At 42.3% G+C, this 18,941-nt stretch carries 18 protein-coding genes and 1 pseudogene; 8 read left to right on the plus strand and 11 right to left on the minus strand.

Features of this window, described 5'->3' with window-relative positions; translation table 11 throughout:
* Positions 1 to 46: 46 nt before the first annotated feature.
* Both V7K62_RS22965 and V7K62_RS22970 read left to right on the plus strand, forming a co-directional pair.
* On the plus strand, positions 47 to 943 hold the full coding sequence (locus V7K62_RS22965; RefSeq protein ID WP_334868193.1) for an ATP adenylyltransferase family protein: 897 nt from the start codon (positions 47 to 49) through the stop codon (positions 941 to 943).
* 315 nt (positions 944 to 1,258) lie between these two features.
* Positions 1,259 to 2,449, plus strand: a complete 1,191-nt coding sequence (locus tag V7K62_RS22970) for an RNA-guided endonuclease InsQ/TnpB family protein (protein ID WP_334868150.1) — start codon at positions 1,259 to 1,261, stop codon at positions 2,447 to 2,449.
* A 50-nt stretch (positions 2,450 to 2,499) separates the two neighbouring features.
* Here V7K62_RS22970 and bioD read toward each other — a convergent pair whose 3' ends face one another.
* From bioD to V7K62_RS22985, 3 genes are all read right to left on the minus strand, one after another.
* Positions 2,500 to 3,189 carry a dethiobiotin synthase gene (bioD, locus tag V7K62_RS22975; protein ID WP_334868152.1) on the minus strand — a complete coding sequence of 230 codons (690 nt, stop codon included), beginning with the start codon at positions 3,187 to 3,189 and terminating at the stop codon, positions 2,500 to 2,502.
* Complete coding sequence (locus V7K62_RS22980; RefSeq protein ID WP_334868154.1) at positions 3,189 to 4,907, minus strand: protein kinase domain-containing protein; 1,719 nt, start codon at positions 4,905 to 4,907, stop codon at positions 3,189 to 3,191. Before V7K62_RS22980 ends, bioD begins: the two co-directional genes overlap by 1 nt.
* A 431-nt stretch (positions 4,908 to 5,338) precedes the next feature.
* Entirely contained in the window at positions 5,339 to 5,470 is a 132-nt protein-coding gene (locus tag V7K62_RS22985) for a hypothetical protein (RefSeq protein ID WP_334868156.1), read from the minus strand.
* 18 nt (positions 5,471 to 5,488) lie between these two features.
* On the opposite strand from V7K62_RS22985, the gene V7K62_RS22990 reads away from it, so the two are divergent.
* Complete coding sequence (locus tag V7K62_RS22990) at positions 5,489 to 5,653, plus strand: hypothetical protein (protein WP_334868158.1); 165 nt, start codon at positions 5,489 to 5,491, stop codon at positions 5,651 to 5,653.
* Positions 5,654 to 5,684: 31 nt separating this feature from the next.
* On the opposite strand, the gene V7K62_RS22995 is transcribed toward V7K62_RS22990, so the two are convergent.
* Positions 5,685 to 5,846 (minus strand): hypothetical protein, encoded by a 162-nt coding sequence (locus tag V7K62_RS22995; RefSeq protein ID WP_334868160.1) that lies wholly within the window; start codon positions 5,844 to 5,846, stop codon positions 5,685 to 5,687.
* Between the two features lie 416 nt (positions 5,847 to 6,262).
* Here V7K62_RS22995 and V7K62_RS23000 point away from each other — a divergent pair, with 416 nt between their 5' ends.
* Positions 6,263 to 7,279 (plus strand): ribose-phosphate pyrophosphokinase, encoded by a 1,017-nt coding sequence (locus V7K62_RS23000; protein WP_334868162.1) that lies wholly within the window; start codon positions 6,263 to 6,265, stop codon positions 7,277 to 7,279.
* A gap of 130 nt (positions 7,280 to 7,409) precedes the next feature.
* Here V7K62_RS23000 and V7K62_RS23005 read toward each other — a convergent pair whose 3' ends face one another.
* Entirely contained in the window at positions 7,410 to 11,033 is a 3,624-nt protein-coding gene (locus tag V7K62_RS23005; RefSeq protein WP_334868164.1) for a response regulator, read from the minus strand.
* A 723-nt stretch (positions 11,034 to 11,756) separates the two neighbouring features.
* On the opposite strand from V7K62_RS23005, the gene V7K62_RS23010 reads away from it, so the two are divergent.
* Positions 11,757 to 11,918, plus strand: coding sequence for a hypothetical protein (locus V7K62_RS23010; protein WP_334868166.1), 162 nt, complete (start codon positions 11,757 to 11,759; stop codon positions 11,916 to 11,918).
* Between the two features lie 95 nt (positions 11,919 to 12,013).
* On the opposite strand, the gene V7K62_RS23015 is transcribed toward V7K62_RS23010, so the two are convergent.
* From V7K62_RS23015 to rsmI, 3 genes are all read right to left on the minus strand, one after another.
* Positions 12,014 to 12,925 (minus strand): hypothetical protein, encoded by a 912-nt coding sequence (locus V7K62_RS23015; RefSeq protein ID WP_334868168.1) that lies wholly within the window; start codon positions 12,923 to 12,925, stop codon positions 12,014 to 12,016.
* 58 nt (positions 12,926 to 12,983) lie between these two features.
* Positions 12,984 to 13,262: a GlsB/YeaQ/YmgE family stress response membrane protein gene (locus V7K62_RS23020; protein ID WP_334868170.1), complete on the minus strand. Its 279-nt coding sequence runs from the start codon at positions 13,260 to 13,262 to the stop codon at positions 12,984 to 12,986.
* A gap of 244 nt (positions 13,263 to 13,506) precedes the next feature.
* Entirely contained in the window at positions 13,507 to 14,367 is an 861-nt protein-coding gene (rsmI, locus tag V7K62_RS23025) for a 16S rRNA (cytidine(1402)-2'-O)-methyltransferase (RefSeq protein ID WP_334868172.1), read from the minus strand.
* 67 nt (positions 14,368 to 14,434) lie between these two features.
* Between rsmI and V7K62_RS23030 the strand changes: the two genes are divergently transcribed.
* The 3 genes from V7K62_RS23030 to V7K62_RS23040 all read left to right on the plus strand — a co-directional run bounded on the left by V7K62_RS23030 (position 14,435) and on the right by V7K62_RS23040 (position 17,078).
* Positions 14,435 to 15,331 carry a sugar kinase gene (locus V7K62_RS23030; protein ID WP_334868174.1) on the plus strand — a complete coding sequence of 299 codons (897 nt, stop codon included), beginning with the start codon at positions 14,435 to 14,437 and terminating at the stop codon, positions 15,329 to 15,331.
* 36 nt (positions 15,332 to 15,367) lie between these two features.
* On the plus strand, positions 15,368 to 16,225 hold the full coding sequence (locus V7K62_RS23035; RefSeq protein WP_334868176.1) for a 3'(2'),5'-bisphosphate nucleotidase CysQ family protein: 858 nt from the start codon (positions 15,368 to 15,370) through the stop codon (positions 16,223 to 16,225).
* A gap of 130 nt (positions 16,226 to 16,355) precedes the next feature.
* Positions 16,356 to 17,078 carry a hypothetical protein gene (locus tag V7K62_RS23040; RefSeq protein WP_334868178.1) on the plus strand — a complete coding sequence of 241 codons (723 nt, stop codon included), beginning with the start codon at positions 16,356 to 16,358 and terminating at the stop codon, positions 17,076 to 17,078.
* 53 nt (positions 17,079 to 17,131) lie between these two features.
* On the opposite strand, the gene V7K62_RS23045 is transcribed toward V7K62_RS23040, so the two are convergent.
* The 3 genes and pseudogenes from V7K62_RS23045 to V7K62_RS23055 all read right to left on the minus strand — a co-directional run.
* A complete protein-coding gene (locus tag V7K62_RS23045) occupies positions 17,132 to 18,019 on the minus strand; it encodes a hypothetical protein (protein WP_334868180.1) in 888 nt (295 codons plus the stop codon).
* Positions 18,020 to 18,067: 48 nt separating this feature from the next.
* On the minus strand, positions 18,068 to 18,577 hold the full coding sequence (locus tag V7K62_RS23050) for a hypothetical protein (RefSeq protein WP_334868181.1): 510 nt from the start codon (positions 18,575 to 18,577) through the stop codon (positions 18,068 to 18,070).
* Between the two features lie 244 nt (positions 18,578 to 18,821).
* A pseudogene (locus V7K62_RS23055) lies at positions 18,822 to 18,941 on the minus strand (photosystem II q(b) protein); the annotation flags it as partial.

The following is an 18,941-nucleotide window of genomic DNA, read 5'->3' on the forward strand; positions in this document are numbered from 1 at the left end:
AGACGCACAGCGCTGCGTACTCTTTACCATGCCTGAAGGAATAAAAATGGCACAGGGGAAAATCCTACTTAAACCTGGCACTTTATGGACAAGTGTTAAAGAACGAACTGAACATGCTTTGCAATGCGGGGCGCTACTGTCGATTCCGACAGAATTTGAATTTGTTGAACAGGATGGCGTGCGCTTTTTGGTGCGGATTTTGTCTAACCTGAATCGCAAAAAAGCAGCTAAGGAGAAACAGGAAAAACAATCTGCTACTTCTGGCGAAGAGTTTAATCCTTTTTTGCCCTACGAAGAGGATTTATTTGTAGCGGATATCTCCGATACCCATGTATGTATTTTAAATAAATTCAATGTTGTTGATTATCATCTGCTAATCATCACCCGTGGTTTCGAGGAACAAGAAAGCTTACTCACCCTGGAAGATTTTACGGCTATGTGGGCGTGTTTGGCTGATTTCGATGGTTTAGCATTTTACAACAGTGGCAAAAGCGCAGGTGCTAGTCAGCGACACAAGCACTTACAATTAGTGCCGCTACCACTTGCACCTTCAGGGCTGCAAATACCGATTGAAGCTTTGCTAAGATCAGCACAATTTCAGAACTCGAATCCAACTTCAGCAAAACTTCCTTTTGTACATGCTTTCGCATCACTAAATTCCAATTGGGTGCGATCGCCATTTGCAGGGGCCCAAGCAACACTGGAAGTTTATCGCACTTTGCGTCATGCTGTGGGTTTAGATCCAAAGCAATCTGGTGCTTACAATCTGCTAGCGACACGAGAATGGATGTTAATCGTACCGCGATCGCAGGAGCATTTCCAATCTATCTCTGTGAATTCATTAGGATTCGCTGGTGCCCTGCTAGTGCGAAACACCGCAGAAATGGATATTCTCAAAGCCCAAGGGCCGATGACTATCCTCAAAAATGTTGCTGTATCCTAATTGAGTTGGTGCGATGTCTACGCCTACGCAGGTAATAAAATCCTCACCTTCACCGAAAAAATGGGTCTGAAGCCCCGTCATAAAGGACGGCTTTTTATTGATTAATTGATCTATAAATTTTCTTAGTTCATTTTGCCATCCAGGAATATGTTTTAAGGCTTCTCTCTGTCCTTCTGTTCCCTTAAAACAGATAGGAGACTTGTCTAGTCGGTTGCCTGTTTCAGGTTTCCAACAATATTCATTTTTTTCTTTAAAAGGCATAGAAAATCTTCTGCGTGGTGGTATACTAGATATAGTATCATAAAAAACATTAAAGTGAAAGCTAGATATCAGTATCGATTCTACCCAACTGACCAACAGCGCCAAAGCTTGGCTCAACTGTTTGGCTGCGTGAGAGTGGTTTGGAACGATGCTTTAGCTTTATGCAAAAACTCTCTTAAACTCCCTAGCAATGGAGACTTGCAGAAACTATTCATTACTCAAGCGAAAAAAACGGAAGAGCGCAGTTGGTTATCAGATGTTTCTGTTGTGCCATTACAACAGTCAGTTGCAGATTTAGGAGTAGCTTACAAAAATTACTTTGATTCCCTGAAAGGAAAGCGCAAAGGCAAAAAACTTGGAATTCCTAGATTTAAGAAAAAGACCAATCAGCAATCGGCTAGATTAACCCTTCGTGGTTTTTCAATTAAGACCTCGCCCTTAAGGGCGGGGTTTAACAATAAAGATAGTGTCTATTTAGCCAAAATAGGCAATGTGATCCCTATATGGTCAAGACGATTGCCATCACAACCTAGTTCAGTCACAATTATAAAAGACTGCGGTGAGCGTTACTTTTTAAGCTTTGTAGTTGATATCGAACCAGTGAATATTGATGCTAAAAACCAAAGCGTCGGTGTTGATTTGGGGATAAAGACCTTTGCTTTTATGAGTAATGGTACAAAGGCTGAGAGTCCGATCTATTCTAAGCTTGATCGGAAAATTCGGAAATTACAAAAGAAATTAGCACGTCAGCCTAAAGACTCAAAGCACAGGCATAGAACTCGGATTAAAATTGCAAAGCTGCATAATGAAATTGCAGATACTCGCTCATACTTCTTGCACAAATTATCAACCAAAGTCGTTAGTGAAAACGAAACTATCGTTCTGGAAGATTTAAATGTGTCCGGGATGGTGAAAAATCGCAAACTTGCCAGAGCAATCAGTCTTCAGGGATGGCATGAATTTCGGACATTATGCGAGACGAAATCTCAGAAGTTTGGACGTGAGTTTGTTGTTATTAGTCGTTGGGAGCCGACGAGCCAAATTTGTTCGGGATGCGGCTACAGATGGGGCAAGCTTGATTTAAAGATACGCGAGATTAAGTGTCTAAATTGCGGAATTGAACACGAGCGCGACTCTAACGCTGCGAAAAATATAGAAAAAGTCGGGATAGGGCATTGCCACGACTCTAAATGCACGTCGAGACGGAGTAAAACTACAACGGTTGTATCTGTCGATGAAGCGTGAAGAATGCCCGTGCGTTTACGCCGGGGAGTATGTCAAAATTCACAGTCAATTTAATGATTTTCAAGTGTTAGTGTTTCCCAATCTAAATCTGATGCTATTTGAGCAAGTTTATCTAAATCAGTCAGGTTATCTAGATAGGGTAAGCAGCCTAAAACTGGCGTGTTAGTGAGTGATTGAATCAATTGATATGGTGTCCAGTCGGCTATTTCTGCATCTGTTCGGGGTTGTACGCAGTTCAGAACAATGCCTTTGAGATTGACGCGCGATTGTCTAGCTAATGCTACATTTGCCACTGCTTGAGCGATCGCACCCAATCTAACTGGTACTACCAATACCGTTGGTAAACGCCATTCCCCCGCCAAATCAGCTACCGTTAATTCCTCAGTTATTGGCGAACCTAACCCTCCCAAGGCTTCTACAAGTACAAAATCACGCTGCGATCGCAACTTCGACAAAGCTTGCCAAACTACTGCTAAATCTACTCGGCGATTTTCTCGTGCTGCTGCGATCGGAGGGGCTAAAGGTGCTTGAAAGTATAAAGGTGTAATTTCTTCAGCAGATTGTTCTAGCACAAATAGCTTTTGATACCATTCGCGATCGCCAATCCCCGATTGAATCGGTTTCATGATTCCCCAGCTACGCTGTGGGTAATATTTTTGCCAATAAGCTGCTAACGCTGTTGTTAAAACAGTTTTACCAGCTTCCGTATCAGTTCCAGTAATCAGTAGTGTGTTTAACATTAATTTCTTTGCCCAGAAAATGGTTGTGTTCCATCAGCAGGCGGCAAAGTTGGCGTTTCACTAGGGGTCGGAATTGGCAAAGGTGTCTCTGTAGGAATTGGCAAGGGTGTCTCTGTGGGAATTGGCAAAGGTGTTTCTGTGGGAATTGGCAAAGGTGTCTCTGTAGGAATTGGCAAAGGTGTTTCTGTGGGAATTGGCAAAGGTGTCTCTGTCGGTGTTGCTTTGACTGGTTTTTCTAATGCAACATTGAGGTTGTAATTGCTTTCGGCAACTCCTGGAACCAGAGTTAACTCAAGAGTATATCTACCAGTAACCAGCAATATGCCTTGATAGGCTGTTACTTGTTGGGCATTAATATCAATTGCTTGTTGATTGGGACTTAAGGCTGTTAGCAAAACGTTGCTTCCTGGGTCAATAAACGCAGTTAGCTTGTCACCTTTGTCTCCAAAAAAAGTGTACCTGATTATTTGATTTGTTTTGAGAGTATCTTTAACTGTGGCTGTGTTATTAGATGCTTCCAGATTGAGGGGCTTACTAGATAGAACAGGTTGATCGTTAGTGGGTGTGGGTGTAGATGTGAATGTAGTACCACCAGAAATCACTGGTGAAGGGAAATTTTGTGGAAGCGTCTCACTTGGTGATGGTTTTGACTGACTGCGGATGGAACTGACCAGCGTCCAAGAACCGAATCCCGCGATGATCACTACAGCAGTGCCAATTGCGGCGATCGCTAAGGGATTATCTAAAACTGAGCTAGTGGGACTTGGTGGAATCACAGGATCGGGTTTCTTGGGCGAAGCCGCTGGTGGTACTAAGTTAGGACGGCGACCAACTGCCATTGTCTGCAAGTTAGAGGCATTTAGGGGAGGAGGACTGAGTTGCTCTAAAGGTTGTAGTGCTTGAGATACACTAGCAGCACTTTGATAGCGATCGCTCGGTAGATGATTCAACATTCGATTCAACACTACAGCAAATCGCGGGTTCACTTTTGCCCACCCCTGCCAATTCCAAGTTAGTTGGTTTTGATCAAATAGATCGCTTGGTTCTTTACCAGTCAGCAAAACTATCGCACTCACCGCTAATGCATACAAGTCACTACTAGGGTAAGCGCCCCCTGTTTGCATTTGTTCACTAGGAGAGTAGCCTAATTTTCCCACGGTGGTTTCTGGCAGGGGACTATCTGGCGATCGTAAACGCGTTGCCAGTTCTTTTACCACCCCAAAGTCAATTAACACAGGTTTTGCGTCACTATCTCGCAAAATAATGTTTTCTGGCGAGATATCTCGGTGAATAATCCCTCGACTGTGAATATGCTCTAAAACAGGCAACAACATCTGTATCAGCTGCAATACTTCAGCCTCTGTGAAAGTTTGACCAACAGCTTGACGTTCAGTTAGCAGAGTTCGATACGTCTGACCTGCAACGTAGTCCTCCACTAAAAATAAGCGTTGGTCTTGCTCAAATCTTTCCCGGAATTTCGGCACTTGTGGGTGTTCGATTTGATATAAAATGGCAGCTTCTCGGTGAAAAAGCTCTTGTGCCTTCTCCAAAGCCAAAGCCGACCTTGCTGTTGAAATCAATTCCTTGATCGCGCAAAGTTCGTTAAAGCGCCTCTGGTCTTCTGCCAGATAGGTTCTACCAAATCCTCCTTGTCCGAGAATTTGAATTATGCGGTAACGGTTTTGCAAGACAGTGCCAACTGAAATCGGTGGTTGCATGATCGATTCATTGAGTGTAGTAGCAACTGAGGAGGAAGTCACCCACAAAGATTAAGTCCAAGAGGCGACGGACAGTTACCTGCGGCAATATTCTACTATATCCAACAAGTACACCCCACCGGAGAAAGGTTGTTTTCTACTCTATAACTTAAGAGTCCCCAATCCTCAATCCAATTTCTCTTTCTGGGTAAACGATAGATTTTGAAATATAGCCATTTTCAATCGGGTGAGGTACAAGTATGCAAATAGACCTAACCCCCTTCTCGCTTCGTCAAGGGGGAAAAATTCAAAGCCTCTCTCCTTTTAGGAGAGAGGTCAAAATTGTACCTTACTGGATCGAGAACCGCTATATGCAAAATTAATTTGAGAATCCAGGTTATACAAATCACTCATCTCTTTTTAAATCAATCCTTTGAGAAAATAAAAAATTGTCATCCGGCTAACTTGGTTTGTGTAAGCCAATCTTCTGCACAATAAAATAGGTAGCGATCGTCTTCAGAAATAATAGTGTTATCTAAATCAAGAATGATTCCTTTCGCACCACAAATCTTGATTTTGTCCATTTTTCTTTGAGCTAGTGTATGGATGCTTTCTGGAAGGCTTCTTTGATCCCAAATTTGGGTCACTTCATCAAAAAAGTTTTAAAATTTTTCATCCGCAAAGTTCCGAAAATTCTGCCATTGAGCGATTTACCAAATTTATTCCCTCCGCGATCGCTCCAACATCCAAAATCACCATCTATTTGAGTCACAGATCGCCGACAATCTGCAACAGGGCCTATGCAGTTATCGCTGCACCTAACTGGGGCGATCGCAACCACCCAAAAATCAGAGCGCTACTCAACAGCATCAATGCCATCCCCGTAACAATACGGATGCTAACTAATTCAGCACCAATTGGCCGTTTACACTTGACAGGATGCTCACGATCAGATTCCACGTTGTACAATTGTCGTTCTTTTCAATGCGTAAGTTATAGAATAATAAGCTACCATTTGACTACTTAGTCATTGGTGCTATACTGTGTGAGAAGAAACTCTTTAATCTCACTCAAGTTGTAAATGCTTTACTGTCAGCTATAAATGAGGTAGTTAGAAAAACCTGCCACACTAATAATTTTTAAGCGATTAGGGTTATTTACCTTAACCTCAAAAAATTGAACTATAGACCTAGTGGATGGACTTGATGTCAGTTAAGCTATCAATAGCTTGTTTGCCAAGAAGACTAGATAATTAGCGAATAATAATTTTATGCAGAAATGTTTAAATTTTGTATGGAAGCTTCAACAAAACTCACAGATGTTTTTTTAGGCTATTTCTTGGTTAAATCTATTAAATCTCTAATGATAATATTACTATGAATGCACATAGAGGATCTGCTGTGCTCAGTTCTGCAACTTTCAAAGTGCAACCATCTGCAACAGGACTGAACGATAATCATCGCCTGCGGCTGTTTTCTGGCTCTGCCAATTTACAACTGTCTCAAGAAGTCGCTCGTTATCTGGGTATGGACTTGGGGCCAATGATTCGCAAAAGATTTGCGGATGGAGAACTTTACGTTCAAATCCAAGAATCGATTCGGGGTTGTGATGTCTATTTAATCCAGCCATGTTGTCAACCCGTAAACGATCATTTGATGGAATTATTGATTATGGTTGACGCCTGTCGTCGAGCTTCTGCGCGACAGGTAACGGCAGTAATTCCTTACTATGGTTATGCACGTGCCGATCGCAAAACAGCAGGACGAGAGTCAATAACCGCCAAGCTGGTTGCTAACTTGATCACCGAAGCAGGTGCCAACCGCGTTCTCGCAATGGATTTACACTCGGCTCAAATTCAAGGCTATTTCGATATACCCTTTGATCATGTTTACGGTTCACCAGTATTGCTAGATTATCTAGCAAGCAAACAACTGCCTGACGTTGTGGTTGTTTCCCCCGATGTTGGTGGTGTAGCACGAGCCAGAGCATTTGCAAAAAAACTGAATGATGCTCCACTGGCGATTATTGACAAACGTCGTCAGGCTCATAATGTTGCTGAAGTGTTAAATGTCATCGGCGATGTTAAAGGCAAAACAGCAGTGTTGGTGGATGACATGATCGACACTGGGGGCACGATCGCGGAAGGGGCGCGATTACTGCGTGAAGAAGGAGCGCGTCAGGTATACGCCTGTGCAACTCATGCGGTGTTCTCTCCACCGGCGATGGAGCGGTTATCCAGTGGCTTGTTTGAGGAAGTCATTGTCACAAATACGATTCCCATACCAGAAAACAACCGCTTTCCCCAACTAGTGGTGCTGTCAGTAGCTAATCTGTTAGGAGAAACTATCTGGCGGATTCATGAAGATACTTCAGTAAGTAGTATGTTCCGCTAGACTGTCATTTGGTGTTATTGGCATGAATTGACCTCTCCCTGCTTTTTCTACGTAAAACCGTTCCTCTCCGAGTCGGAGAGGGACAGACTTGAACTAAAGTTTAAGGCAGGGAGAGGTTCCTCGAACTCCCTTATCGATAGAGCCAAACCCGGAGTAGTGAAAGCAGTTGCTCAGTATCTACAGGTTTGGTGATGTAGTCAGAGGCTCCAGCTTGGATGCATTTTTCCTTGTCGCCTGGCATGGCTTTGGCAGTTAAAGCAATGATTGGTAGTGAGCGAAACTGTTGTAGCTGGCGGATGGCGCGGGTGGTTTCGTAACCATCCATTTCTGGCATCATGATATCCATCAAAACTATATTAATCTCAGGATTAGTTTGCAGCCTCTCTATGCCATCTCTACCGTTTTCGGCAAACAGCACTTGCATTTGATAGCTTTCTAAAAAGCTGGTCAGGGCAAAAATATTTCGGAGGTCATCATCTACAATCAAAATTTTCCGATTAGCCAGCACCGGATCAGTTTGATGTAGTTGTTCTAGCATTTGACGCTTTGGTGTGGGCAAATTTGCTTGCACCCGATGCAAAAACAAGGCAGTTTCGTCTAACAACCGCTCTGGCGATCGCACATTTTTAATAATAATTGTCTCTGCTAGTCCCCGCAACTGGGTTTCTTCTTGTCGGCTGAGTTCTTTGCCGGTGTAAACAATTATCGGCAGTTTCAAAAGCCTGGGTTCAAGTTTTATCTGCTCAATGAGTGCAAACCCGCTCATATCGGGCAGACCGAGATCCAGTACCATACAATCAAAGTGATGCGATCGCAAAATCGACAGGGCTTCTGCCCCCGTACCCACTGCTGTACTCTGGACATCACTATTACCAATCAGTTCAATAATACTTTGGGCTTGTACGGGGTCATCTTCTACAATTAGGAGATTTTTTACCTGACGCTCAATAAAGCCTTTAATCTCAGTCAATACCTGAGTTAGCGCTTCTGGAGAAACGGGTTTTTGTAGATAGGTAATCGCTCCTAAGTTTAATCCCCGTTGTTGTCTTTCATCAACAGAAAGTATGTGTACTGGTATATGTCTGGTATCTGGCTTATGCTTCAGACGATCCAGCACCGTCCAACCATCCATCTCTGGCATGTGGATATCTAGCATAATCGCATTGGGTTTAAACTGTTGCGCTAGTGCTAGGCCTTGTTTGCTCTGTAAAGCAACGATGGTTTTAAAACCCTGCTGACGTGCCATATCTAGTAAGATGCGGGCGAATTTATCGTCATCCTCGATAATTAGCAAAATGCGATCGCCTGGTTGAATTATTTCCCGGTCGTCTGGAATTTCGTTGGCAGAAGGGCTAAGTACTTTCACTGATGGAGAAATGTTCACAGTTGTGGGTCTGTTTTCCACCATTGGCACTTCTTTTATGGTCGATGCTGTGCGGATAGAGGTGGTTAGCTCAAGGGCTGGTGTGGTGATATTTTGACCATTCTTTTCCTGTCGCCTGGGCAAGTAAAGGGTGAAGGTGCTTCCCTGTCCTGGTTCGCTGAGTAGTTCAATTCTCCCTCCCAACAGTTGAGCTAATTCACGGCTGATGGACAAGCCCAAGCCAGTCCCGCCGTACTTGCGGCTGGTGGTGCCATCTGCCTGCTGAAATGCCTCGAAAATAATCTTCTGCTTTTCGGCTAGAATGCCTATGCCCGTGTCGCTGACGGCAAAAGCAATCATGGAATTATCAACTTGGGCTATTTGTAACTTCACGCCTCCCTGTTCCGTAAATTTAAAGGCGTTAGCTAGGAGATTTTTCAGCACTTGTTGCAGACGTTTGGAGTCGTTATAAATTGTCGGGGGTAACTTCTCATCCAGTTCAATAGTAAAACTGAGTTCTTTATTGTGGGCAACTTGCCGAAAAGTCTGCTCTAGATATGTCTCCAAATCTGCAAGAGCAATTTGCTCAATATCGAGCGACATAGTACCCGACTCAATTTTTGCCAAATCTAGAATGTCATTGATCAATTCCAACAAATCATTCCCCGCCGAGTAAATAGTCCGGCTGTACTCTACCTGTTTGTCGGTCAAGTTGTTAAGAGAGTTATCTGCCAACAGCCTTGCTAAAATTAATAGGCTATTTAACGGTGTCCGCAGTTCGTGGGACATATTCGCCAGAAATTCTGACTTATATTTGGAAGACAACGCCAGTTGTTCAGCTTTTTCTTCAAAAGACTGCCTAGCCCGCTCAACTTCCTGATTCTTGCGGGCAACTTCCTGATTTTGAACTTCTAACAATTCTGCCTTTTCTTCTAGCTCTTCATTTAGTTGTTGTAATTCTTCGTTAGACTGCTTGACAATAAATTGTGATTCTTCTAATTCTTGCGTTTGTTCTTCCAGGCGTTGATTGCTTTGCTGTAGTTCTTCTTGCTGGGTTTGCAGTTCTTCTGTTAAAGTAACAGACTCTTGAAGTAGTTGCTGGGTTTGGAATTGTGAGGCGATGTTATTTAAAAATACACCCAGATTTTCACTCAATTGCTCTAAAAATGTTAGGTGCAACGGGTTAAAAGATCCAAAAGAGGCAAGTTCAATTACGGCATTTACCTGCGTCTCAAATAATATGGGCAAGACAATAATATTTAGCGGTGGTGCTTCTCCTAAGCCGGAACTGATGCGAATATAGTCACTGGGAACTTCCGTGAGGAGGATTCTTTGTTTTTCTAGAGCGGATTGTCCCACTAGTCCCTCGCCTAAGCGAAACTGATTTGCTAGGTTTTTCCGCTCTTTGTAAGCATAACTACTCAACAACTTCAGCATCGGCTGGTCGTCTATAGATTCCATCGCATAAAAAACGCCCTGTGATGCCCCAACCAGTGGTGCTAAATTCGACAATATCGTTCGAGACACGCTTTCCAGATTGCGCTGTCCTTGAAGCATCTGGGTAAATTCAGCCAAATTAGACTTTAGCCAGTTTTGCTCCTCATTTTTTTGAGTTGTGTTTCGGAGATTAACGATCATCTGGTTAAAGGTGCGCGTCAACACACCAATTTCATCCTGGCGATCGCTATCTGGTAAACTCACAGATAAATCCCCATCCGCCACCTTTTGAGCCAAATCAGAAACTTGCTTCAGAGGTACTGAGATATGTCTAGTCAGGGCGAATCCGATCAAAGCTAAGAGCAAAGAAAAGAAGGGAATACTATAGACAATGCTGGCGAGTGTTTGCCGAGCAGCTGCTTGTGCCTTCTCAGAGCGCTGTTTCAGCAGTGTATTCTCCTCATGTTCCATCGTCTGGATAACTTTGCGGATTTCACTCATTAGCTGCTTGCCCCGGTCTGTTAGAACGATCTTCTGAGAAGCTTCAAAACCTTGGTTCTGGCGCAAATTGATAGTTTCTCGAAGTTCGTCCAGCTTCTGAGTGATTAATGGCTGTAAAATATCCAGATGCTGTTGCTGCTTAGGATTATCTGCTGTTAAATTCTGAAGTTCCTTAACTTTTTGATCCAGTACTTGAATGGCAGCGTTATAAGGTTCTAAATAGCGCTGTTCTCCAGTCAGAACGTAACCACGTTGCCCAGTTTCAGCATTTGTCATTTGCAAGTTGAGGTCTTCAAGCTGACTTAACACCTGGTAAGTATGGCTTTCCTGGCGCGAAGTTTCAATTAGCTCATTGGTGCTTTGGTAGGAGATTAGACCAATGGTGGTCAGAGTTGCCAAACTCAAGGCAAAACTTACTCCAATCTTGGTTCCAATCTTCAAACGGTTCAACATTATTTCAGGCAGGTATTCAAATTATTTCTGTTTGTGAGGCTATTTTGATTATATTTTGGCTATCCAAAATCAATATATCTTTATAAATGTAGCGTTATTTTAAGTAATAATATAAATATAGGACTAGTATTTGATTTTTGAAATGCACGTTGTGGACTGTCTAGGCAAAATAGTGCATTAGACGTAGGTTGGGTGGAGCGGAGCGCAACCCAACTGATTATCAGGATGTTGGGTTACGCAAAGCCTCCACCCAACAAAGCAATTTTTTTGCAACATTAAAGCCATGACAGTCCACTACAAGACTACCGAGATTTTTTCAGAAATCAAATATGATTCCTATATTATTTTTTACCTAATATTCTTGACAATTTTATTAACAATAAATCATTAGATCGGGTAATTTATTTCAAAACAAGCAACTACTTTATTTTGTAATTGAATCTTGTGGTAGATAATTAAAGACTTGTTCTTAGATTAGACCTCTTGCAAAAGTTCCTAACACCCCTCCCCTTGCTAAGGAGAGGGGAGATAAAGCGTAGCTTTGGCAGAGGCGGGGTTATTATTTTTAATTTATGCAAGAGGTCTATTATAAATTTAATATTAGAACTTTATGAGTGTTCTATTGTGATGGTTAAATAACTTTGGACTTGACAAAAAGGCTGGATAGTAAAATTAAGCAGCCGGATAGGGAAAATTAAATTCATGAAAACACAATTTATATAAATGCTAAATATAGTGGCTTTTGCAGTTGGATATGACATCTATGCCATTGTATATCACTCTACAGAGCAACTAACTGTAACCTTAGCGATCGCCAGCAATATTCATTCTACTGGAAAGTTAAGGTTTCAAAAGACAACATATACTTATGGAAACATCTGGTGATTTATAGGACAAGCAATACACTTGCCCTATAAATTTTCAGGAATATGCACAATCACGGGATCTCGTAAAACCTCTTGATATTAACTTGATATTAACTAGAAGTTCGTAGTAACCTGACGATCGCTTCTAGCCTCATCAAGTTCAGATTGGCTATAAATACTAAAATGTTGAATTTTGTTACTCTCTAAAATAGCTCTTGCACCTGCTACATAGATATCAGTACCTTTTAGTACTAATAAGTAATGACCAAGGGTCAAATGATGCTCATAATATCTGGCTAGATCATCAGAAATTCCTAAGCTAGTGTAGTTATCTTGGGAACTGCTGATATTTACCTCAGAAATATCGCTTAGGTTAATTGTACTTTTAGCAACTATTGATATTTGACTCATCGGAAAGCCAGCAGTTCTCAGTTCAGTAAGCGCTCTTTCTGCTTCTTGGCGTCGATAAAAAACACCAAGTGCGTGTTTATAGCGACTATTTGGGGTCGAGTATGGCTGATAAACTCCCCATTGTTGAATATCACGGCGATTAAAAATTCTCTTAGCAAGGCGAATTTCTATGTCTATACCGGTTACTATCACCAAATAGTAACCTTTACAGACAAGATCGCTGTAACCCTGTGTTTGCTTTTCAGAAATTCCTAAACTTAGCAACAAACCAGGCAAACCACCTGCTAAAGTGGTAGCGATCGCAGTTACTTCTGCCCCGGCTAAGATGACTGGGCCTATACCAGGAATTACCAAGACGACTAGACCGACCAATAAGCCAGTAAGACTATCTAAAGCATCACTAGTAACGGCTCCAGCAGCATCTTCTGAGGATGTATTGCCAGTGTGTTCTTTAATTTCAACACCAGCAATATCACTTTGTTTTTCTGTATTCCGTGCAATAACAGAAACTTTGTGCATTGGAAAATTAGAAGATTTTAGTTCCTGAAGTACCAATTGTGCATCGGAATACCCAGCGAAAACTCCTATCGTTCTTCGCTCTTTTTCTAATGTCATTTTATCGGTTTATTGCAGCTAGAAGTGATTCCCAAGACTATCAGCTAATTTGAGGTAATTACACAGCTCGACGTGTCAGTAAACCCCAAAGGAAAATCAGTATCATCGCACCAATAACAGCAAATAAAATGCTTCCCAGAGATAAAGCTCCTACAGATGCAGCGGCTGCCGAACTACTTCCTAGCAATGCTTGACCCAAATAACCCCCGAATACGGCTCCAAGGATTCCTAATACAATGGTAGAGAGAATACCGCCACCTTGGGTTCCAGGATAAAATAACTTAGCTAACGCACCTGCAATTAAACCCAAAACCAGCCAAGCAATAATGTTAATCATATAATTTCTCCTTCCTTGAGAATCTGCTTTGTTTGCATTTGACTATTTCATATTAAAGTTTGCCTACAAAATTTCTGATCTATCTAGAGAACGAATATCAAAAATCTTTAGATATCATTTGAATATTTCCCAGGTCATCTTTGAGGATGAATATTCAAATTAGTAACATTTTGTACATTTGAGTATTTACAGAAGGTAAATAGATATCTGAAATTTGGATTTTCCAAAAAGCGATATTAGCCCTTCAAGACTCAGGATTGAAGACTATAGAAAGAGCTAATTGATAGAGTTGGCGACGGGGAAGGGAAGTAAATTTTGCTAACTGACGGCTAGCTTGCGATCGCGATATTCCTTGACTAATTAACTGTTTCAATTCGGCTTTCAATTCCTCTTCTGTCAGTTGGGGCTGACTTAGTGGAATTCCCGCTACTACTAATGTATATTCACCTTGGGGTTCTCGTTGGGTGTAGTAAGCGATCGCTTCGGCAATTGTCCCCCGCCAAAATTCCTCATACAATTTAGTTAACTCCCGTCCTAGCACAATTTGGCGATCGCTTCCCCAAACCTCTGCTAAGTCTTGCAAAGTATCTCGCAATCGGTGGGGCGATTCATAGAAAATCAATGTGCGAGATTCTGTTTGCAGAGACTCTAAATGTTCTTGTCTCTGTTGAGTTTTAGCCGGGAGAAAGCCTTCAAAGACAAACCGATCCGTTGGTAGTCCAGCTGCACTTAAAGCAGTAATTGCTGCACTAGCGCCAGGAATGGGAACTACAGGAATTCCCGCCTCAATACAGGCTTTCACCAGTTCATATCCAGGATCGGAAATACCTGGCATTCCAGCATCGCTGACAAGAGCGATCGCTTTATTGTTAACTAAATGCTCTAATAATTCTGGGATGCGACTGGTACGATTGTGTTCGTGGTAACTTACCTGGGGTGTTTTAACTTGAAAATGCTGTAGCAGTTTCCCTGTGTGACGGGTGTCTTCCGCAGCAATGATATCCACAGTTTGCAAAATTCGCACTGCCCGAAAGGTGATATCTTCGAGGTTGCCAATTGGTGTGCCGACAACGTAAAGTGTTCCTGGTTTTGGATCGGTTTGCATGAGCAAGAGTTAAAAGTTAGGAGTTAAAAATAATAATTTATGCATTTATACGAACATATTATGATAAATGAATAATCCCAAATCCCAAATCCCAAATCCCAAATCGGCTAGTGGGTTATTTGTAGGTTTAGTAACCTTAGATTTGATTTACCTTGCTGACTCTGCCCCTAAGAATAATCAGAAGATTGTCGCTACTGACTATACTGTAGCGGCAGGGGGGCCAGCTACAAACGCGGCTGTGACTTTTAGCCATTTAGGTAATCAAGCTACAGTTTTGGGTGTGGTAGGTTCTCATGCAATGACGCAGCTAATTCGAGGTGATTTGGCAAATTACAAAGTTGCGATCGCAGACCTTGAGCCTACCACTGATTTAGTACCGCCTGTATCTTCGATCGTTGTTACTCAAGCCACAGCTGAACGAGCTGTGGTTTCCATCAATGCTGTCAAAACTCAAGCCAGCAGCGCATCTATCCCGCCAGATATTTTGCAAAATGTCGATATAGTACTAATTGATGGACATCAGATGGCAGTTAGTTATGCCATAGCCCAAATAGCTAAAGCCAATAATATCCCAGTAGCGATCGATGGCGGTAGCTGGAAGCCTGGATTTGAGCAAATTCTGCCATTTGTAGATTATGCCATCTGTTCAGCTAATTTTTATCCCCCCAACTGCCAGACTGGAGAAGACGTTTTTAGCTATCTTAGTAGATTTGACATTCCTCACATCGCCATTAGCCACGGCCAAAAACCAATTGAATACTTGAGTTGTACTAAAACTGGTATCGTAGATGTGCCGCAGATTCAAGCGGTTGATACATTAGGGGCTGGAGATATTTTCCACGGTGCTTTCTGTCATTACATTTTAAGGGAAAGCTTTACTGATGCATTGGTACTGGCAGCTAATATTGCTGCTGATTCCTGTAAATTTTTTGGCACCCGGCGCTGGATGGATTTAATCGGCTGAGTACTCAGGTTAATAAAATGATAGAAGGCCAAATTAATGAAAGACTTACAAGAAATATTAGCGATCGCTCGTGAGATAGGTTGGGGCGCAGCAGATATACTGCGATCGTATTATGACGGCACTGCAAAAGACCCTAACTTAGAAGTACAATATAAGCAGAATGAGCCTGTCACCGTTGCCGATGTAGCTGTAAGTCAATATATTTTGCAGAAGCTACAAGCAACTTTGGGTAACGAAGATTTTGCTTACATCAGCGAAGAAACCTATCAATCGCCAAGTAGTACACAGCCTTCTGCCCCTTGGGTATGGATAATTGACCCTTTGGATGGCACACGAGACTTTATCAAAAAAACTGGAGACTATGCAGTTCACATTGCTTTAGTTAAGCAAACCCGCCCAGTGTTGGCAGTGGTGGCAGTACCAGAGGCTCAAAAGTTATATTACGCTACCAAAGGTGGAGGTACATTTGTAGAAACCCGTGATCGATCTGTTCCTTTACAAGTATCATCAGGCAAACGAGTTGAGGATTTAACCTTAGTGGTTAGTCGCTCTCACCGCAATCAACGCTTAGATCACTTACTACAAAACTTACCCTGTCAAAATCAGAAATCTGTGGGTAGTGTAGGCTGTAAAATTGCCACCATTGTCGAGCAACAGGCAGATATCTATATTTCCCTTTCCGGCAAGTCTGCGCCCAAAGATTGGGATATAGCAGCCCCAGAACTAATTTTAACAGAAGCTGGTGGTAAATTTACTCACTTTGATGGCACGCCGTTGCAGTATAACACCAGTGATATCAATCAATGGGGAGGTTTGCTGGCTAGTAATGGTGAATATCATGAGGTGCTATGTAAAGAAGCAGAAAGGATTTTAGGAGAGTTTGACCATAGCTAATGGGGCATTTGAGGATGAATATTTTTTAATTTGCTTTTAAGACAGTTGGCTTCAGCCCTGATGTTATGCAACTTAAATGCTCATTAGCTTATCGTTAGTCTGCAATCCTTGGCTCTGAATTTTAAAGAAAATGTTACGACTTTATCATTTATTACTAGGTTCTATTTTGCTGGTGTCAATACCAGTGGCAGCAAAATTTGTTTTCCCCCAATTTTCTCCACCCAAAGCGGTAAAACCCCTTGCTGTTGTAAAACTTCCCAACCCTAATCAGGGAAATATCTGGCAGAAAATCCTGGGAAATGCTGCTGCTCCAACTAACTGGCAAGTTGCTGCCTGTGAGGGAAATGCACCCCTGTTGTGTGTCTCCTCCAAAGGGAAACGCTTGGGTACAGTTGAGATTAACGTTTACCCATTAGCAAACAATGAGGATTTCCAAAAGAAACTTGTAGCGGCTGGTATTCCAACTGGTTCTCAAGTGGACTACCAAAGTTCCAAATACCAAACCCAGGTATTATCAGCACTCAAGGCTTGGGTTACAGATCACTACGCGGCGTTTGCGAAAGACCTTCAGGGTAAATATGGAAAAGAGATTGTTTTTTCAGCCTACCCACCGCAACCAGTACCCGTAGGTAAGCTTCAGGGAATCCGCTATGGGTTCGCTGGACTCAAGCAACAAGGTGGAGTACAAGAGCAACACATAGGTCATGTTGCCTTTGATGGCACTAAACTTTACGTAATTACCACTGCATTTGACACAAATACGCAAACAGGTAAGTTTGAGAACCTGGAAAATTTGGCTATTTTTCAACCTTACTTATATGCGATCGCCGCAGATTTGCATTTACCCCAATAGGGATTGGGACATGGGGCAGTGGGGGAGAATAACCAATGCCCACTCCCATCAACCTAAATCTCAGCCACCGCCCGTTCAATCAAACGATGTGCCAAAGTTTGCGTACCTGTGTGTTCATAATAATTTGTTGATACATCCAGGAACGCCGCAAGGTAATCTAACTTGTCATCGGCAATATCAACAAAACTTTGCAAGTTGTGGACAACCTTTTGTGGCGTTAAATTATTGGCGCTAACTAGCCCACTCATCCAACCTTTAACTGAGTCAAAGCTTTCGCCGATAAAGTTGAGTTTTCCAGCAGAATTGCCCCCTGGAATCACATCTTTGATGTTTTGGAAAGTTGAGTTTTTTTCTAACTCCTGTGGATTTGTTTGATTAAGCCCAGATATCGCTTTGCTAATAAAATCTGGGCCCAAAGGTATCAAACCATCAACACAAACTAACGCCACCATGCGGATCAGTGACTCACCACTATACTCACCTAAAGAGGCGACAAAATCTCCAATACTGTCTCCAGGAATGCCGTTAATTTGACAGAAGGCTACCAACTCAGCCACTAATTTTAATGTCAGATCGATGGTTTGAGCTTTATCGGGTTTGGGAGTGACAGAGTTTAAAAAACCCAACAGAGGAATTTTCTCGCCGACTTTGTTAGCTAAAGCTGCTGCACCAAGCGCTCTATCTGTAGCATCAACGGTTTGATATAACCACAAGGCTGTTTGATATCCTTGAGATTTGTCGTTGAATAGATAAATCGCTCTTTCGCCAATTTGCTGAATTAAATCTTCGTCGTCTTCGCCAGTAACACTCTTAATAGTGTTGACAAAGCCGACAGGATTTTTCCACTCGCCAGGAGCAACAAAATCGAGGGACTTTAACAGAGAAACAGTCAAGCCGCCGGTTGGTAATTGATCAACCGACTCAACAATCGATTTACTCACAAAAATCTCCTTATTTAGGTTTTGTTATCTAAATGTTCGTAGTACAAATCATTTCAGGTTAGCCAGACGATTAAGATTAAACTTCGCTAGCCAATCTGCGCGATCGCTAGCTGTAAATGACGAATCGCGAGAAAGTGCTTTTACTTGGTACTTACCTACCAAAATTGCAGTTTGCGTCTTACCAACTTCTATTGCGGGATAACCACCAATTTTTTTGGTGCTTTTCGAGAACTTTGCTGCTGCACTAGGTGTACTGCTGGTATCAGAAATAGACAGCAATGCTATATCTTTACCGCCTTTTTTCAACTTTGCTTCTGCAAAACCCTTTTTCTCTTGGGTATAGACGCGCTGGTAGCCATTACCTGCATCAGGGAAAAGTTTATTAAATTCGCTACCCTGAGTTGCTGTCTTAGCCACCCCTTGGCCACTTTTTTGTTGAGTACTTTCTTTTTGTGCCTGGTCAAAACGTCCAGGTGCTTTTGGGCTACAGGCTGTTGTCAGTAGTACCACTGACAGCAACAAAGCGGCTACTACCCTATGCCCACGGTGTAAAATCATTTTTGGCTTCTCCTTATACTTGAGCTTTGAGGCAATTATCTGCGCTGCTAGCAATTATTACCCGTAAAATTTACTTTTTGATAATTATTTCCTAAGTTCTCAACTATAACGGTCATTTTGGCACTTCAAAAAGTGTCCAATGCCATGCTTAACCTACCAATTAACTAAATGCAAAAACGCCCTCCCTTTCGGGAGAGCGTCTTTGACTTATAGATAAGCGTGAAGAACGTATCTCAGATTATGATTAACCGTTGATAGCAGGAGCGGTAAGAGCTACAGGAGCAAAATCACCAGCAGCCAAATCTAGGGGGAAGTTGTGAGCGTTACGCTCGTGCATTACTTCCATACCCAGGTTAGCGCGGTT

This window comes from Nostoc sp., assembly GCF_036917935.1.
Lineage (GTDB): Bacteria > Cyanobacteriota > Cyanobacteriia > Cyanobacteriales > Nostocaceae > Nostoc.

Coding starts and splice junctions, on each gene's coding strand:
- V7K62_RS23015 (WP_334868168.1), bottom strand. CDS start 12,925: ATGACATTAGAAAAAGAGCGAAGAACGATAGGAGTTTTCGCTGGGTAT.
- bioD (WP_334868152.1), bottom strand. CDS start 3,189: ATGTTAAACACACTACTGATTACTGGAACTGATACGGAAGCTGGTAAA.
- V7K62_RS22965 (WP_334868193.1), top strand. CDS start 47: ATGGCACAGGGGAAAATCCTACTTAAACCTGGCACTTTATGGACAAGT.
- V7K62_RS23050 (WP_334868181.1), bottom strand. CDS start 18,577: ATGATTTTACACCGTGGGCATAGGGTAGTAGCCGCTTTGTTGCTGTCA.
- rsmI (WP_334868172.1), bottom strand. CDS start 14,367: ATGCAAACCGATCCAAAACCAGGAACACTTTACGTTGTCGGCACACCA.
- V7K62_RS23005 (WP_334868164.1), bottom strand. CDS start 11,033: ATGTTGAACCGTTTGAAGATTGGAACCAAGATTGGAGTAAGTTTTGCC.
- V7K62_RS23035 (WP_334868176.1), top strand. CDS start 15,368: ATGAAAGACTTACAAGAAATATTAGCGATCGCTCGTGAGATAGGTTGG.
- V7K62_RS23040 (WP_334868178.1), top strand. CDS start 16,356: ATGTTACGACTTTATCATTTATTACTAGGTTCTATTTTGCTGGTGTCA.
- V7K62_RS23000 (WP_334868162.1), top strand. CDS start 6,263: ATGAATGCACATAGAGGATCTGCTGTGCTCAGTTCTGCAACTTTCAAA.
- V7K62_RS23030 (WP_334868174.1), top strand. CDS start 14,435: ATGAATAATCCCAAATCCCAAATCCCAAATCCCAAATCGGCTAGTGGG.
- V7K62_RS23020 (WP_334868170.1), bottom strand. CDS start 13,262: ATGATTAACATTATTGCTTGGCTGGTTTTGGGTTTAATTGCAGGTGCG.
- V7K62_RS22980 (WP_334868154.1), bottom strand. CDS start 4,907: ATGCAACCACCGATTTCAGTTGGCACTGTCTTGCAAAACCGTTACCGC.
- V7K62_RS23010 (WP_334868166.1), top strand. CDS start 11,757: ATGCTAAATATAGTGGCTTTTGCAGTTGGATATGACATCTATGCCATT.
- V7K62_RS22990 (WP_334868158.1), top strand. CDS start 5,489: ATGGATGCTTTCTGGAAGGCTTCTTTGATCCCAAATTTGGGTCACTTC.
- V7K62_RS22985 (WP_334868156.1), bottom strand. CDS start 5,470: ATGGACAAAATCAAGATTTGTGGTGCGAAAGGAATCATTCTTGATTTA.